This is a genomic window from Polynucleobacter sp. Tro8-14-1 (genome assembly GCF_018881655.1).
GTDB lineage: Bacteria > Pseudomonadota > Gammaproteobacteria > Burkholderiales > Burkholderiaceae > Polynucleobacter.
This window is the reverse complement of sequence record NZ_JACVPX010000003.1, coordinates 205,420-220,824: the sequence shown is the minus strand read 5'-3', so window position 1 is coordinate 220,824 and position 15,405 is coordinate 205,420. Positions and strand designations below refer to the sequence as shown.

At 45.4% G+C, this 15,405-nt stretch carries 17 protein-coding genes and 1 tRNA gene; 17 read left to right on the top strand and 1 reads right to left on the bottom strand.

Annotation, left to right across the window (positions count from 1 at the left end):
• Positions 1-597, bottom strand: a complete 597-nt coding sequence (locus ICN34_RS04945) for a YSC84-related protein (RefSeq protein ID WP_216121129.1) — start codon at positions 595-597, stop codon at positions 1-3.
• 218 nt (positions 598-815) lie between these two features.
• Between ICN34_RS04945 and rpsO the strand changes: the two genes are divergently transcribed.
• From rpsO to nuoK, 17 genes are all read left to right on the top strand, one after another.
• On the top strand, positions 816-1,085 hold the full coding sequence (gene rpsO / locus ICN34_RS04940) for a 30S ribosomal protein S15 (protein ID WP_011902897.1): 270 nt from the start codon (positions 816-818) through the stop codon (positions 1,083-1,085).
• 269 nt (positions 1,086-1,354) lie between these two features.
• Positions 1,355-3,523 (top strand): polyribonucleotide nucleotidyltransferase, encoded by a 2,169-nt coding sequence (gene pnp, locus ICN34_RS04935; protein ID WP_072582494.1) that lies wholly within the window; start codon positions 1,355-1,357, stop codon positions 3,521-3,523.
• A gap of 22 nt (positions 3,524-3,545) precedes the next feature.
• Positions 3,546-4,544 carry an NAD(P)H-quinone oxidoreductase gene (locus ICN34_RS04930; protein WP_216121128.1) on the top strand — a complete coding sequence of 333 codons (999 nt, stop codon included), beginning with the start codon at positions 3,546-3,548 and terminating at the stop codon, positions 4,542-4,544.
• 17 nt (positions 4,545-4,561) lie between these two features.
• Entirely contained in the window at positions 4,562-5,320 is a 759-nt protein-coding gene (tpiA, locus tag ICN34_RS04925) for a triose-phosphate isomerase (RefSeq protein WP_216121126.1), read from the top strand.
• Positions 5,321-5,342: 22 nt separating this feature from the next.
• Positions 5,343-5,687 carry a preprotein translocase subunit SecG gene (gene secG / locus ICN34_RS04920; protein WP_072582491.1) on the top strand — a complete coding sequence of 115 codons (345 nt, stop codon included), beginning with the start codon at positions 5,343-5,345 and terminating at the stop codon, positions 5,685-5,687.
• 86 nt (positions 5,688-5,773) lie between these two features.
• A tRNA-Leu gene (locus tag ICN34_RS04915) sits at positions 5,774-5,858 on the top strand.
• 109 nt (positions 5,859-5,967) lie between these two features.
• Positions 5,968-6,327 carry an NADH-quinone oxidoreductase subunit A gene (locus ICN34_RS04910; protein ID WP_012357790.1) on the top strand — a complete coding sequence of 120 codons (360 nt, stop codon included), beginning with the start codon at positions 5,968-5,970 and terminating at the stop codon, positions 6,325-6,327.
• 5 nt (positions 6,328-6,332) lie between these two features.
• Complete coding sequence (locus ICN34_RS04905) at positions 6,333-6,815, top strand: NADH-quinone oxidoreductase subunit B family protein (RefSeq protein ID WP_011902891.1); 483 nt, start codon at positions 6,333-6,335, stop codon at positions 6,813-6,815.
• A gap of 3 nt (positions 6,816-6,818) precedes the next feature.
• Positions 6,819-7,418: an NADH-quinone oxidoreductase subunit C gene (locus tag ICN34_RS04900; RefSeq protein ID WP_216121123.1), complete on the top strand. Its 600-nt coding sequence runs from the start codon at positions 6,819-6,821 to the stop codon at positions 7,416-7,418.
• 3 nt (positions 7,419-7,421) lie between these two features.
• A complete protein-coding gene (locus ICN34_RS04895; protein ID WP_072582489.1) occupies positions 7,422-8,675 on the top strand; it encodes an NADH-quinone oxidoreductase subunit D in 1,254 nt (417 codons plus the stop codon).
• Positions 8,676-8,697: 22 nt separating this feature from the next.
• Positions 8,698-9,204, top strand: coding sequence for an NADH-quinone oxidoreductase subunit NuoE (gene nuoE, locus ICN34_RS04890; protein ID WP_072582488.1), 507 nt, complete (start codon positions 8,698-8,700; stop codon positions 9,202-9,204).
• Complete coding sequence (nuoF, locus tag ICN34_RS04885; protein WP_216121121.1) at positions 9,201-10,499, top strand: NADH-quinone oxidoreductase subunit NuoF; 1,299 nt, start codon at positions 9,201-9,203, stop codon at positions 10,497-10,499. The genes nuoE and nuoF overlap by 4 nt, the downstream gene beginning before the upstream one ends.
• Positions 10,500-10,531: 32 nt before the next feature.
• Positions 10,532-12,847: an NADH-quinone oxidoreductase subunit NuoG gene (gene nuoG / locus ICN34_RS04880; RefSeq protein WP_216121119.1), complete on the top strand. Its 2,316-nt coding sequence runs from the start codon at positions 10,532-10,534 to the stop codon at positions 12,845-12,847.
• A gap of 8 nt (positions 12,848-12,855) precedes the next feature.
• A complete protein-coding gene (nuoH, locus tag ICN34_RS04875) occupies positions 12,856-13,929 on the top strand; it encodes an NADH-quinone oxidoreductase subunit NuoH (RefSeq protein WP_072582485.1) in 1,074 nt (357 codons plus the stop codon).
• A gap of 11 nt (positions 13,930-13,940) precedes the next feature.
• A complete protein-coding gene (nuoI, locus tag ICN34_RS04870; protein WP_215319862.1) occupies positions 13,941-14,432 on the top strand; it encodes an NADH-quinone oxidoreductase subunit NuoI in 492 nt (163 codons plus the stop codon).
• Between the two features lie 20 nt (positions 14,433-14,452).
• Positions 14,453-15,100 (top strand): NADH-quinone oxidoreductase subunit J, encoded by a 648-nt coding sequence (locus ICN34_RS04865; RefSeq protein WP_072582483.1) that lies wholly within the window; start codon positions 14,453-14,455, stop codon positions 15,098-15,100.
• Entirely contained in the window at positions 15,097-15,405 is a 309-nt protein-coding gene (gene nuoK, locus ICN34_RS04860; protein ID WP_072582482.1) for an NADH-quinone oxidoreductase subunit NuoK, read from the top strand. Before ICN34_RS04865 ends, nuoK begins: the two co-directional genes overlap by 4 nt.

The following is a 15,405-nucleotide window of genomic DNA, read 5'->3' as shown; positions in this document are numbered from 1 at the left end:
TTACTTATTTAAGTCAGTGTTTTTATAGTACTTGGTGCCTTTGCCGGTGATTTCAGCGGCAATGCCAGAGTCTGTCAATTGGTACATTAAAACTCCCGGGGCAACTACGGTTGCATCCTGGTATGCGCCGCCATCTTTTTCGTATTTCGCAGCAGCGGTTACCTGGCCACCGAAAGTCCAGCCTGAGTTAATAAAGTCATTCATAGCCGTTTCAGTTTCAAATACAAAAATATTTTGGAATGATTTAATGCCCAGGCCCAAGCCAGCCTGAACTTCAGCCATATTCATGTAGACGGGCTTCTTGTTTGCTTTGTTAATCACAACGCCGCTACCAGTTCCGCCTCCTGCAATTAGAATTTTCATGCCGAAGTTACTAAAGGTCGCATAACCTACTGACTTTTCAATGAGATCCTTCGCTTTTGGCTGCGCCTCATAAAGTTGCTTCAGAATTGCTTGGTTTTTAATCAAAATGTCCTGGCGTTGCTCGGCAACCGTTTTATCTGGCCCAAAAAAGGAACCAAACTGGGCATGGGCGGGCTGAAAAAGTCCGAATCCGAGGCAGAGAAACGCAATAAGTGAGCGATGTAGTAAGGACATTTTTTATAAGTTATTGATTAATAAAGGAAAAGTGTATTTATTTGCCTAAATATAAGCCTACAGCATAACAACTTCCATGGGGGAATCCGGTAAATACGTGCCGGCTCTGCTACAATTCGATGGTTTTGATTTTTAAAGCTTTTTTGTTTTATTTTGTTAATCACGCACGACACAGACTGGGTGAAAGCTCGAGTGTTCGCAAGTAAGGAGTATTAAAAATGGCAGTTGCTGATATTAAAACGGCGGAAATCGTCAAAGATAACGCGCGCAGCGCAAACGATACGGGTAGCCCTGAAGTTCAAGTTTCATTGCTCACAGCCCGCATCAATGAATTAACCCCCCATTTCAAGGCTAACGCTAAGGATCATCACAGCCGTCGTGGTTTGTTGAAGATGGTTTCACGTCGCCGTCGCCTCTTGGATTACCTCAAGGGCAAAGATTTGGACCGCTATCGCGCATTGATTGAGAAATTAGGTCTCCGTAAGTAATTCTTATCGGTATGCAATGCCATCTATCTTAGGGTTGTTTCTTCGCGGATTCAGTCTTAAGCAGATGGCATGTTTTTTTGGGCGCTTCAAGATTATTTGTGTAGGGGATTGTGTCATTCCAATGAGCTTCTGAAAGTTGATTCAGAGTCTCCCTGGAATGGCATCCCTTGTGATCTTAAATCGCTCCAGTGTTGTCGTGACACTGCTTTATCCCACGACAAGCGCAACTCTCATGTGAGTTTTGCGTGAACAATTTGGAGAAGATCAGAATGACAATGTTTAAAAAAGCAGTAAAAAGTTTTCAATGGGGCAACCATCAAGTAACAATGGAAACAGGCGAGATCGCCCGTCAATCCGGTGGCGCTGTTATTGTTAACGTCGATGACACAGTAGTTATGGGTACAGTAGTAGCCTCTAAGTCTGCAAAGCCAGGCCAGTCTTTTTTCCCGTTGACTGTTGACTACCTAGAAAAAACATACGCAGCAGGTAAGATTCCCGGCGGCTTCTTCCGTCGCGAAGGTCGTCCATCAGAAGGTGAGACATTGATCTCCCGCTTGATCGACCGTCCATTGCGTCCTTTATTCCCAGAAGGCTTCTTGAATGAAGTTCAAGTAGTGGTTCATGTGTTGTCTATCAACCCTGATGTTCCCTCTGATATTCCTGCTTTGATCGCGGCTTCTGCAGCTTTGGCTATTTCAGGCATCCCATTTGCTGGCCCAGTTGGCGCAGCACGCGTTGGTTACGCTAATGGTCAATACCTCTTGAACCCAACTCGTACAGAGCAAGCTACTAGCGAACTCGATTTGATCGTAGCTGGTACACAGGCTGCTGTATTGATGGTTGAGTCTGAAGCAAACCAATTATCTGAAGAAGTGATGTTGGGTGCGGTTGTATATGGTCATGACCAAATGCAAACAGCCATCAACGCAATCAATGATTTGGTACGTGAAGCTGGTAAACCAGAGTGGGATTGGACTGCAGCACCTAAAGATGAGCCATTCATCGCTAAGGTAACTGCATTGGCTGAAGCGCCATTGCGCGAGGCTTATCAGATTCGTCAAAAAGGGGCTCGTTCAGACAAGCTCAAAGAAATTACTAAAGAAGTGGTTGCTAAGTTACAAGAAGAGGGTGATGTTGACGCAGTAGCTGTTAACGATATCTTGTTTGAAATCGAAGCGAAGATTGTTCGTAGCCAGATTTTGAACGGTGAGCCACGTATCGATGGTCGCGATACACGTACTGTGCGTCCGATTGAAATTCGTAACGGCGTATTGCCACGTACACACGGTTCTGCATTGTTTACTCGTGGTGAAACACAAGCTCTTGTTGTAGCTACTTTAGGTACTGCACGTGACGAGCAAATCATTGATGCGCTTGAAGGTGAGTACCGTGATCGTTTCATGTTCCACTACAACATGCCTCCGTTCGCTACTGGCGAAACAGGTCGTGTAGGTAGCCCAAAGCGTCGTGAAATTGGTCACGGCCGTTTAGCTAAGCGCGCATTGATTCCAGTATTGCCAAGTGCGGAAGATTTTGCATACAGCATCCGTGTTGTTTCAGAGATTACTGAGTCCAATGGTTCATCTTCAATGGCTTCTGTTTGCGGCGGCTGTTTAGCAATGATGGATGCTGGTGTTCCAGTTAAAGCACACGTTGCTGGTGTAGCAATGGGCTTGATTCTCGACGGCAACCGTTTTGCTGTGTTGACTGACATCTTGGGTGATGAAGATCACTTGGGCGATATGGACTTCAAGGTAGCGGGTACTGCTAACGGTATTACTGCACTCCAGATGGACATTAAAGTTCAAGGTATTACTAAAGAAATTATGCAAGTGGCTTTAGCGCAAGCTAAAGAAGGCCGTTTGCACATCTTGAGCAAAATGCAAGAAGCAATGGGTTCAGTTCGTACAGAATTGTCAGCTCATGCTCCACGTATGGTTTCTTTCAAAATCCATCCAGACAAGATTCGTGAAGTAATCGGTAAAGGCGGCGCAACAATTCAAGCCTTGACCAAAGAAACTGGCTGCAGCATCGACATCAAAGATGATGGCACTGTAACAATTGCTTCTACTTCCGCTGAAGGTATGGCTGAAGCTAAAGCTCGTATCGAAGGCATTACCGCTGAAGCTGAAGTAGGTAAGATCTACGAAGGCCCAGTTGTGAAGTTGCTAGAATTCGGCGCTTTGGTAAACATTCTTCCTGGTAAAGATGGTCTCTTGCATATCTCTGAGATTTCTAATGAGCGTGTAAAAGAAGTTAAAGACTATTTGGCAGAAGGCCAAGTGGTTCGCGTGAAATTGCTTGCTGCTGATGAGCGTGGCCGTTTACGTTTGTCATTGAAAGCTGCGATGGCTGATGAAGGTGGCACGATTGCTCCTTTAGCTGGCGCTGCCGAGGTTGCTGTTGAAGCAGCTCCTGCTTCTGACGAAACTGCCTAAGCAAGAAGTCTCGGGAGTATTTATGCGTGTTATTGAAATCAAAGAATTTGGCGCCCCAGAAATGCTGGTGCCAACTACTCGCCCTGATCCAGTAGCTCCTGCTGCTGGGACTGGTGAAATTTTGATCAAAGTTCTGGCAGCTGGAATTAATCGACCTGACGTTTTACAGCGTAAGGGGCATTACCCGGTTCCAGCTGGCGCATCTGATATTCCCGGTCTTGAAGTTGCCGGTGAAATCGTCGGCGGTGATTTAGCTCATCCTGACAACATATTTGGCTTAAAGCTGGGTGATAAGGTTTGCGCACTCGTTCAAGGTGGTGGTTACGCTGACTTGTGTACTGCGCCTGTAGCCCAGTGCTTACCTTACCCTAAGGGGTTTACTGACCAAGAAGCTGCAGCTTTGCCTGAAACGTTTTATACCGTATGGAGCAACGTCTTCATGCGTGGTCAACTGGCCGAAGGCGAAACTTTATTGGTTCAAGGAGGCTCCAGTGGTATCGGCGTGACTGCAATCCTGATTGCTAAAGCCTTAGGCCATAAAGTATTTGTGACTGCTGGTACGGATGAAAAATGTGCCGCATGTGTAGCATTGGGCGCTGATCTCGCCATCAATTACAAGACACAAGATTTTGTAGAAGAAGTGAAGAAGGCCACTGATGGCAAAGGTGTTAACGTCATTCTTGATATGGTTACTGGCGCTTATGTGCAAAAAGAAATTGACTGTCTCGCTGATGATGGTCGCATTGTGATTATTGCTATCCAAGGTGGATCAAAAGCAGAAGTGAGTACCAATCAGATTTTGCGTCGTCGCCTAAACATTACCGGTTCAACCTTACGTCCACGCCCAGTTTCATTTAAGAAGCAAATTACCAAGCAGCTTTTTGAAAATGTTTGGCCTTTGCTCAATGCTGGCAAACTGAAGCCAGTCATTTATAAAACGTTTACGCTAGATCAAGCGGCAGATGCTCATGCATTGATGGAGTCATCCGAGCACGTTGGCAAAATTGTTTTAACTGTTTAGAAATATTCATTACCCCTATGCGACCACTCATCGTTATCGGCAATTGGAAAATGAATGGCAGTCTTGCGAGCAATCAAGATTGGATCAAGACCGTTGCTCGTGGCATGGAGAGTGGAATGCCATCTGGACGTAAATATGCGGTCTGCCCGCCATTTCCGTATTTATCCCAATGTGCACAGTTGATTAAAGAGCATTCATTGGCTTTTTTGAATCTAGGCGCACAAGACGCATCAGCCCATAGTTCGGGCGCTTATACCGGTGAGGTTGCGGCCTCAATGCTCAAAGAACTTGGTTGTACTTATGTCATCGTTGGGCACTCTGAGCGCCGTCAAATGCACCAAGAGGTTGATGAGGTCGTTGCTGCTAAAGCCCTCGAGGTATTGGACAATGGTATGACTCCAGTGATTTGTGTGGGTGAGACTGCTGATGAAAGAAATTCAGGTAGGGCGGAAGAGATTGTTTGTGCTCAAGTTGCAAAGCAGGCGGGTGTTTTACAAGATCGTCTTGCTGATTGCTTAATCGCTTATGAGCCAGTATGGGCGATCGGTACAGGCAAAGTCGCCAGCGCTCAAGTTGCGCAAGATATGCATCGTGCTATTCGTCTGCAATTGGCTGAATTTAATGAAGATGTTGCATCTCACGTTGGAATTTTGTACGGCGGCAGTGTCAAGCCTGATAATGCCGTTGAATTATTTGCCATGCCAGATATAGATGGTGGATTGGTTGGGGGAGCATCCTTGAATCCCCAGGACTTTCTAGCTATTTGTCAGGCATAGATTTTTTATTTGGAGATAAGCTGTGGAATGGTTTAAGACTTTATTGATCGTATTGCAGGTAATTTCAGCTTTGGCTGTCATTCTATTGGTGCTATTACAGCAAGGTAAGGGTGCCGATATGGGTGCAGCCTTTGGCTCAGGCTCTTCTGGCAGCCTCTTTGGTGCTAGCGGATCCGCTAATTTCTTGTCCCATACAACGGCTGTTTTTGCAGCAGTTTTCTTCCTTTGTACTTTAGGAATTACTTGGATTGGTAACAAGAAGGAAATAAGTCCTGGTGTTCTCTCCGGAACTGTAGCCCCGGCAGCAATGCCAGCCGCTCCAGTAGCCCCAACACAGGATCCAAGTAAACCAGCAGTTCCTAAGTAAAACAGTAGGCTTTTACAGATTTTCTAGCCCAGAATTTGGGGTAGTGCACTTGTGCAATGCAGTAGAATTGATGAGTTTTGCAAGATGCCGACGTGGTGAAATTGGTAGACACGCTATCTTGAGGGGGTAGTGGCTTAGGCTGTGCGAGTTCGAGTCTCGCCGTCGGCACCAAAAAAGGGTATTGATGAGCGTTTTTTGCTCCAAATCAATGTCTTATGTAGTGGAATAAGTAATAATTTGTTGTTTTTAGGATTTACCAGACAAACGAATCAGGGCTATTTTGAATCTCGCTAATTACTTTCCTGTTCTGCTTTTTATCCTCGTAGGTATTGGGGTGGGATTAGTCCCCATGTTCCTCGGAAAAATCTTGGCTCCTTCGAAGCCTGACGCTGAAAAACTCTCTCCCTATGAGTGCGGTTTTGAAGCTTTCGAAGATGCGCGTATGAAGTTTGACGTGCGTTACTACTTAATCGCCATTCTCTTCATCCTATTTGACTTAGAAACTGCATTCCTATTCCCATGGGGTGTAGCGCTACGTGACATTGGATGGCTTGGCTACGCCTCTATGGTGATTTTCTTATTGGAATTCATTGTGGGATTTGTATATATCTGGAAAAAGGGCGCTCTCGACTGGGAGTGATAGATATGGCATTGGAAGGCGTACTTAAAGAAGGTTTTGTAACTACCACTGCGGATCAGTTGATTAACTGGACGCGTAACGGCTCCTTATGGCCTATGACCTTTGGTCTGGCTTGTTGTGCGGTAGAGATGATGCATGCGGGCGCTTCCCGTTATGACTTGGATCGATTTGGCGTCGTATTTCGTCCATCTCCACGTCAATCCGATTTGATGATTGTCGCCGGCACTTTGTGCAACAAGATGGCTCCAGCACTCCGCAAGGTTTATGACCAAATGCCAGAACCACGTTGGGTAATCTCTATGGGTTCCTGCGCCAATGGCGGTGGTTATTACCATAACTCTTATTCAGTAGTACGCGGTTGCGACCGCATTGTGCCAGTCGATATTTATGTTCCAGGCTGCCCCCCAACTGCAGAAGCGTTGATCTATGGAATTATTCAGCTGCAATCTAAGATTGCTCGTACGAGCACGATTGCGCGGAAGGCTTAATTTATGTCAGATCGTTTAATTCAATTAGCAGCCAACTTAGAAAAAGTTTTAGGTAAGCGCGCTAAATCCATTGAGATTTCATTGGGTGAGGTGACTGTAGTTGTTAATGCGGACACTTATTTTGAATCTGCCATGTTGTTGCGTGATGATCCTTCGCTTGCTTTTGAGCAATTGATTGATCTATGTGGTGTTGACTATCAAGATTTCCGTGATGGAGCATGGAGCGGTCTGCGCTTTGGTGTTGTAAGCCATCTACTTTCTTTGCAACACAACTGGCGTTTACGTGTTCGTGTTTTTGCGCCCGATGATAGCTACCCATTAGTAGCCTCAATTACACCAGTTTGGGCTGCGGCCAATTGGTTTGAGCGTGAAGCCTTCGATCTCTACGGTATCCTATTTGACGGTCACGAAGACTTGCGCCGCATTCTGACTGACTATGGCTTCATTGGTCATCCATTTAGAAAAGATTTCCCAATCAGCGGTAATGTGGAAATGCGTTATGACCCAGAGTTAAAACGTGTTGTCTATCAACCGGTCACGATTGAGGCACGAGAAATTACTCCACGCATTGTTCGTGAAGAGCAGTACGGAGGCCCGGTTTAAGTTATGGCACAAATTAAGAACTACACCCTCAATTTCGGTCCTCAGCATCCTGCTGCGCATGGCGTATTACGTCTAGTGCTTGAGCTCGATGGTGAAGTGATCCAGCGTGCTGACCCGCATATCGGTTTATTACATCGCGCGACAGAAAAATTAGCTGAAACACGTACTTGGATTCAAAACGTCCCCTACATGGATCGTTTAGATTATGTTTCCATGATGTCCAATGAGCATGCCTATGTCATGGCCATTGAAAAATTACTGCAAGTTGATGTTCCGTTGCGTGCTCAATATATCCGCGTGATGTATGACGAGCTCACTCGTTTGCTGAATCACTTGCTTTGGATTGGCTGTCATGGTCTGGACGTTGGTGCAATGGCTGTCTTCTTGTACGCTTTCCGGGATCGCGAAGATATCTTTGATATGTATGAGGCGGTATCTGGTGCACGTATGCATGCCGCTTACTATCGTCCAGGTGGCGTTTATCGTGACTTGCCTGATCAAATGGCTCAGTACACCAAGAACAAGATTCGCAGTGCATCTGCTATCAAGCGTTTGAATGAAAATCGTAGTGGCACATTACTTGATTTCATCGAGCAATTTACCAATGGGTTTGATGCCAATGTTGACGAGTATTGCAACCTCTTAACTGATAACCGTATTTGGAAGCAACGTTTAGTGAATATCGGTATTGTGACTCCTGAGCGCGCATTGCAGCTCGGCTTCACAGGTCCAATGCTTCGTGGTTCAGGTATCGAGTGGGATTTGCGTAAGAAGCAGCCATATGAAGTCTATGACCGTTTAGATTTTGATATTCCAGTGGGCGTGAATGGCGATTCTTATGATCGTTATTTAGTGCGCATGGAAGAAATGCGTCAATCTAATCGCATCATCAAACAGTGCGTAGCTTGGTTAAAGGCTAATCCAGGTCCTGTGATGAGCGACAACCATAAGGTTTCCCCACCAAAGCGTGTGGATATGAAAACCAATATGGAAGAGTTGATTCACCATTTCAAACTATTCACCGAGGGTATTCACGTTCCTGATGGCGAGGCTTACTCAGCTGTTGAGCATCCTAAAGGTGAATTTGGTATTTACTTAATTTCTGATGGTGCAAATAAACCCTATCGCATGAAGATTCGTGCGCCAGGATTTGTGCACTTGTCGGCAATGGACGAGATGTCACGTGGTCACATGTTGGCTGATGCAGTAACCATTATTGGTACCCAAGATATTGTGTTCGGGGAGATTGACCGCTAATAGGCGTGCCAAGGAATATTTAATGACTACGACTCTGCAACTATCCGATAAAACACTAGCTGATATTCATCGCAATATCGCTAAGTATCCTGCTGAGCATAAGCAATCCGCTGTGATGGCTTGTTTGATTGCTGCTCAAACTGAGGTGGGCTGGGTTTCTCCTGAAGTTATTGAAACGGTTGCCCAGATTTTAGAAATGCCAAGCATTGCTGTTGATGAAGTCGCAACTTTCTACAACATGTACAACACCAAAAAAATTGGTAAGTACAAATTGGTGATTTGCACTAATTTGCCATGCCAATTAACCCATGGTGAAACTGCAGCAACATACCTTAAGGAGACCTTAGGTATTGGCTACAACGAAACTACCCCATGCGGAACTTTTACCTTGAAAGAGGGTGAGTGCATGGGTGCCTGTGGTGATTCACCAGTGATGTTGGTGAATGACAAGCGCATGTGCAGTTTTATGAGCAAAGAAAAGATTGATGCTTTATTGAGTGAGTTACGTGCAGAAGGGAAAGCAGCATGACCAGCTTGCACGATCGCCATATCAAGCCTTTAATCCTCGCTGGATTAAATGGAGATAACTGGCGTTTAAAAGATTACGAAAGTCGTGGTGGTTATCAACAACTACGTCGTTTAATTAACGACAAAGTATCTCCTGATGCCATCATTGCCGAATTAAAGGCTTCTTCATTACGTGGTCGCGGAGGCGCAGGCTTCCCAACGGGTTTGAAGTGGAGCTTTATGCCCCGTCAATTCCCGGGACAAAAATATTTAGTTTGCAATAGCGATGAAGGTGAACCCGGTACTTTTAAAGACCGTGACATCATGCGCTATAACCCACACGCTTTGATTGAAGGCATGATCATCGGCGCTTACACAATGGGTATTACAGTTGGCTACAACTACATCCACGGTGAAATCTGGGATGTGTATTCTCGCTTCGAAGAGGCGCTTGAAGAAGCGCGAGCAGCAGGATATCTGGGTGACAAAATTTTAGGAAGCGATTTTTCCTTCCAGTTACACGCATCCCCAGGTTGGGGTGCTTATATTTGTGGTGAAGAAACGGCCCTGCTTGAATCTTTAGAAGGTAAGAAAGGGCAGCCACGCTTTAAGCCACCATTCCCGGCAAGTTTTGGTTTGTATGGCAAGCCAACAACCATTAATAACACTGAGACATTTGCTGCTGTGCCATTTATTTTGGCCATTGGCGGTCCAGCCTATTTAGAGCTTGGAAAACCCAATAATGGTGGAACCAAAATATTCTCGGTATCGGGTGACGTGGTTCATCCAGGCAACTATGAAATTCCGTTGGGTACTCCATTTTCAGAGCTCTTAAAGCTTGCTGGCGGTATGCGTGATGGCAAAGCTTTGAAGGCTGTGATTCCTGGAGGATCTTCTGCGCCAGTTGTTCCTGGTGCGCAGATGACTGATCTGACTATGGACTACGACAGTATTGCAAAAGCAGGATCAATGTTGGGATCTGGCGCTGTGATCGTGATGAACGAAACCCGTTGTATGGTCCGCGCCTTGGAGCGTTTGTCTTACTTCTACCACGAAGAATCATGCGGTCAATGCACCCCATGTCGTGAAGGTACTGGTTGGTTATGGCGCATTGTTCATCGCATTGAACATGGTGAAGGACGTCCAGAGGACTTGGATTTGCTGAATGACGTAGCTGCCAATATTCAAGGTCGTACGATTTGCGCTTTAGGTGATGCAGCAGCAATGCCGGTACGTGGCATGTTGAAACATTATATGGATGAATTTGCGTATCACGTAGAACATAAGCGCTGCTTAGATTCTGCACAACCTTTATAAAGATTTAGAGCACGGGATATCTAAAAGTGAGCATGGTAGAAATCGAATTAGATGGTAAGACTGTAGAAGTTCCGCAAGGTTCGATGGTGATGCACGCCGCGAACAAGCTCGGCACCTACGTTCCTCACTTCTGCTATCACAAGAAGTTATCGATTGCTGCTAACTGCCGCATGTGTCTAGTAGAAGTGGAGAAGGCGCCTAAGCCATTACCTGCGTGTGCGACTCCAGTGACTCAAGGCATGAAGGTGTTTACGCATTCTGCAAAAGCGGTTGAGGCTCAGCGTTCTGTCATGGAATTCTTGCTCATTAACCATCCATTAGATTGCCCAATTTGCGATCAGGGTGGCGAGTGTCAATTACAAGACTTAGCGGTTGGTTACGGAAAATCAAACTCACGCTACGATGAAGAGAAGCGTGTTGTCTTCCATAAAAATGTTGGCCCATTGATCTCCATGCAAGAGATGACACGTTGCATCCATTGCACTCGTTGTGTACGCTTCGGCCAAGAAGTTGCCGGCGTTATGGAGTTAGGTATGGTCAACCGCGGTGAGCATTCCGAGATCACCACCTTCGTTGGTCAGACGGTAGATTCAGAGCTGTCTGGAAACATGATTGATTTGTGTCCAGTTGGCGCTTTAACCAGCAAGCCATTCCGTTATGCAGCGCGTACATGGGAACTCGGACGTAAGCGTTCAGTTAGTCCGCACGATAGCTTAGGTGCCAACACTACAGTTCAGACTAAAGCTAATAAAGTCATGCGTGTAGTTGCTCTAGAAAACGAAGCTATTAATGAATGCTGGATTAGCGATCGTGATCGCTTCTCTTATGAAGGTTTAAATAGTTCTGACCGTGTAACCACACCAATGGTGAAGCAGGGCGGCCAGTGGTTAGAAACAGATTGGCAGTCAGCTTTAGATTATGTTGCTCATTCTCTGAAAACAATTTCAGCAGAAAGTGGTCCTGAGTCGATTGGTGCTTTAGCCCACCCAATATCTTCTACTGAGGAATTGCACCTCTTGCAAAAGTTAGTGCGTGGCCTTGGCTCCAATCAAATGGAAACTCGATTGCGCCAAACTGATGTAAAAAATGCTGCAGCAGCGCCATGGTTGGGTATGCCAATCGCCAAGATCAATGAATTGGATCGTGTATTAGTTATTGGTAGTTTCTTGCGCAAAGACCAGCCTGTATTAGCTGCTCGTATTCGTACTGCCAGCAAACGCGCCTTACAAGTATTACGTATCGATGCGGGTGGTGATGACTGGTTTATTCCAAGTAGCGGTATTTCAGTGGCTCCAAGCGCATGGTTGAATGCATTGAGTGAAGTTGCACTTGCTGTTGCAAAAGCAAAATCAGTAACAGCGCCAGTTGGCACATTTAATCTAACCATTTCTCCTGCGGCGCAGAAGATTGCCGATAGCTTGCTCTCCGGTGAGTCAAAGGCTATATTGCTTGGTTCTGCTGCTATTGCGCATCACCACGCTTCTGACTTGCACGTCATGGCGCAATTTATTGCTGATCAGACTAGTACTACCTTAGGCTTCTTGCCAGTTGGTGGCAATGCCGTTGGCGCATCTTTAGTGAATGCTAACGGCGTGGGTGTTGAGTCAGTCTTATCTGGCGAACGTCGCGCAGTGATCTTGATGAATATCGAGCCAGATTCAGATTTGCCAAATCCAGCAACTGCTCGTGCGGCTTTGGCAAAGGCTAATACCGTTATTGCTTTGAGCGCTTATAAGAGTGCTGACTTGATGGAGGTAGCCGATGTCATTCTGCCTACTTCAGTGTTTTCAGAAACAGTCTCTACCTTTGTGAATTTAGAGGGAAGGGTTCAAACAGTCCAGCCTTCAGTAAAACCTTTAGGTGATTCACGTCCAGCATGGAAAGTATTGCGTGTATTGGGTGGGCTCTTAGGTTTAGACGGTTTCTTGTTTAATGCTCCTGAGGAAGCGCTAGGAGAAGCATTGGACGATGGTTATTGCAATCGCTTAAATAACAAAGCTACAAGCTCTTCGATTGCCAATGGAAATCTAGCTCCTTTCAATGGTCTCGAGCGTTTGGCTGATGTCAACATTTATGCTGGCGACCAAATCGTACGGCGTTCTTCAGCTTTGCAGTTAACGCGTGATGCTAAGCGTGGCAATCAGGTAGGCTTAAATAAAATCACTTTCGTTGAATTGGGCCTCAAAGAGGGTGATGCAGTGCGTGTTAGCCAAGATTCTCATTCGGTTGATATGCCGGCAACATTAGAGGTTAATTTAGCGCCTGGAGCTGTCAGAATTTCTGCTGGCACCATGGCAAGTGCCAAATTGGGATCGATGTTTGGTCCAGTAACTATTAGTAAGGCATAAGGGACGAGATGGATAATTTCTTGAACCTCATAACTACTCAAGGCGAGGCTATTTTTGGCTCATTGTGGCCCTTGGTTTGGGCATTGATTCGTATTGTGATCATCGTATTGCCGATGTTTGGTTGCGTTGCCTATCTAACCCTTTGGGAAAGAAAGTTGATTGGCTGGATGCATATTCGTCTTGGCCCAAATCGCGTAGGTCCACTGGGTTTATTGCAGCCAATTGCTGACGCATTAAAGCTCTTGATGAAAGAGATCATTGCACCTGCTCAAGCTAGTAAGGTTTTGTACTTCATTGCACCAATCATGGTGATCATGCCTGCATTTGCTGCTTGGGCTGTGATTCCATTTCAGGCAAAGATGGTTTTAGCTGATGTAAACGCAGGCTTGCTGTACATCATGGCTATTTCTTCTATTGGTGTTTATGGGGTTATCTTGGCTGGTTGGTCTTCTAACTCTAAATATCCATTCCTCGGTGCAATGCGCGCATCAGCTCAAATGATCTCCTATGAGATTGCAATGGGCTTTGCATTGGTTACCGTCTTGCTTACCTCGGGTTCGTTAAATTTAAGCGCCATCGTAACTTCACAAGAGCAGGGCTACTTTGCCAGCATGGGTCTTAATTTCCTCTCGTGGAATTGGTTACCTTTATTACCAATGTTCTTGATTTACTTTATCTCTGGCGTTGCTGAAACAAACCGCCATCCATTTGACGTGGTTGAGGGTGAATCTGAAATCGTAGCTGGACACATGGTTGAGTATTCAGGTATGTCTTTTGCCATGTTCTTCTTGGCTGAATATGCCAACATGATTTTGATTGCAGCTGTTGCATCCATCATGTTCTTAGGAGGTTGGTTGCCGATTGTTGACTTGCCAATCTTGCGTGATATTCCAGGGTTCTTCTGGTTATTTGGTAAAACATTCTTCCTCCTATCCTGCGTTATTTGGTTGCGCGCTACATTACCGCGCTATCGCTATGACCAAATTATGCGTTTGGGTTGGAAAATATTTATTCCCATATCAGTATTTTGGGTGGTTGTGATCGGCGCGTGGGTTGTCTCTCCATGGAATATTTGGAAATAAGTTGATAAATCATGTTTAAGAAAATTTCCCAATTCCTCGATAGCTTGATGCTAAGAGATATCTTGGTCGGCATGTCTATTACCGGTCGCTATCTCTTTAAGCCAAAAATTACCGTTCAATACCCAGAAGAAAAGACGCCGTTATCCAGTCGCTTTCGTGGTTTGCACGCACTTCGTCGTTATGAAAATGGTGAAGAGCGCTGTATTGGCTGCAAGTTATGTGAAGCAGTTTGTCCGGCTTATGCTATCACCATTGAAACTGCTGAGCGTGATGATGGCACTCGTCGTACCAGCCGTTATGACATTGACCTGACTAAATGTATCTTTTGTGGTTTCTGTGAAGAGGCTTGCCCAGTAGACGCCATTGTTGAAACAAATATTTTTGAGTATTTCGGCGATAAGCGCGGCGACTTGTATTTCACTAAAGACATGCTTTTAGCTGTGGGTGATAAATACGAAAAAGATATCGCCGCTAACCGTGCAGCTGATGCACCTTACCGTTAATCGAATCGAGCTTAACTAATATGACATTCGATCCATCTACTTTATTTGCCATGTTTTTTTATGGCTTTGCAGGCTTATTGGTGATTTCTGGGCTTCGTGTGATCACGGCTCGTAACCCAGTGCATGCAGCACTATTCTTGGTATTGGCTTTCTTTTGCGCGTCAGGTCTTTGGATGTTGCTCAAGGCGGAGTTCTTAAGCTTGGCTCTGATTTTGGTCTATGTTGGCGCAGTGATGGTCTTGTTCCTCTTCGTGGTGATGATGCTGGACTTAGATATTGAACATTTACGTCGCGATTTCAAAAAGTTTCTACCGGTTGCCTTCTTGATGGGTGCCGTCATTGTTCTTGAGTTATCAATTGTGATCATTCGTAGCTTTATTGGAACTGATGTGCCAGTGCAGCTCATGCCAGAAGAGTTGATGGCAAACAATACCCAAGCTTTGGGTATGTTGATCTTTGTCGATTATGTATACGCCTTTGAAGTTGCTGGTGTGATCTTACTAGTGGCGATTATTGCCGCAGTTGCATTGACATTGCGTAATCGCAAAGACTCTAAATCGCAGAATATTCACGAGCAAGTCAATGTCGTTGCAGCAGATCGCATGCGCATTGTGAAAATGGGTTCAGACATGGCTGCAAAGCAAGATACAAGAGGGGGGAAGAAATGAATATCACTCTCGCTCATTATTTAGTGTTGGGTGCGATCTTATTTGCAACTAGCGTTATCGGAATTTTCTTAAACCGCAAGAATGTCATCGTTTTGCTGATGGCAATTGAGTTGATGCTTCTCTCGGTGAACATGAACTTTGTGGCTTTCTCCCATTATTTGGGTGATATGGCTGGTCAAGTATTCGTATTCTTTATTTTGACTGTGGCAGCTGCTGAGGCAGCTATCGGCCTGGCAATTTTGGTTGTGCTCTTCCGTAAGGTTGACACGATTAATGCCGATGATCTTGACCACCTAAAAGGCTAG

Coding starts and splice junctions, on each gene's coding strand:
- ICN34_RS04945 (WP_216121129.1), bottom strand. CDS start 597: ATGTCCTTACTACATCGCTCACTTATTGCGTTTCTCTGCCTCGGATTC.
- rpsO (WP_011902897.1), top strand. CDS start 816: ATGGCAGTTGCTGATATTAAAACGGCGGAAATCGTCAAAGATAACGCG.
- pnp (WP_072582494.1), top strand. CDS start 1,355: ATGACAATGTTTAAAAAAGCAGTAAAAAGTTTTCAATGGGGCAACCAT.
- ICN34_RS04930 (WP_216121128.1), top strand. CDS start 3,546: ATGCGTGTTATTGAAATCAAAGAATTTGGCGCCCCAGAAATGCTGGTG.
- tpiA (WP_216121126.1), top strand. CDS start 4,562: ATGCGACCACTCATCGTTATCGGCAATTGGAAAATGAATGGCAGTCTT.
- ICN34_RS04905 (WP_011902891.1), top strand. CDS start 6,333: ATGGCATTGGAAGGCGTACTTAAAGAAGGTTTTGTAACTACCACTGCG.
- ICN34_RS04900 (WP_216121123.1), top strand. CDS start 6,819: ATGTCAGATCGTTTAATTCAATTAGCAGCCAACTTAGAAAAAGTTTTA.
- ICN34_RS04895 (WP_072582489.1), top strand. CDS start 7,422: ATGGCACAAATTAAGAACTACACCCTCAATTTCGGTCCTCAGCATCCT.
- nuoE (WP_072582488.1), top strand. CDS start 8,698: ATGACTACGACTCTGCAACTATCCGATAAAACACTAGCTGATATTCAT.
- nuoF (WP_216121121.1), top strand. CDS start 9,201: ATGACCAGCTTGCACGATCGCCATATCAAGCCTTTAATCCTCGCTGGA.
- nuoG (WP_216121119.1), top strand. CDS start 10,532: ATGGTAGAAATCGAATTAGATGGTAAGACTGTAGAAGTTCCGCAAGGT.
- nuoH (WP_072582485.1), top strand. CDS start 12,856: ATGGATAATTTCTTGAACCTCATAACTACTCAAGGCGAGGCTATTTTT.
- nuoI (WP_215319862.1), top strand. CDS start 13,941: ATGTTTAAGAAAATTTCCCAATTCCTCGATAGCTTGATGCTAAGAGAT.
- ICN34_RS04865 (WP_072582483.1), top strand. CDS start 14,453: ATGACATTCGATCCATCTACTTTATTTGCCATGTTTTTTTATGGCTTT.
- nuoK (WP_072582482.1), top strand. CDS start 15,097: ATGAATATCACTCTCGCTCATTATTTAGTGTTGGGTGCGATCTTATTT.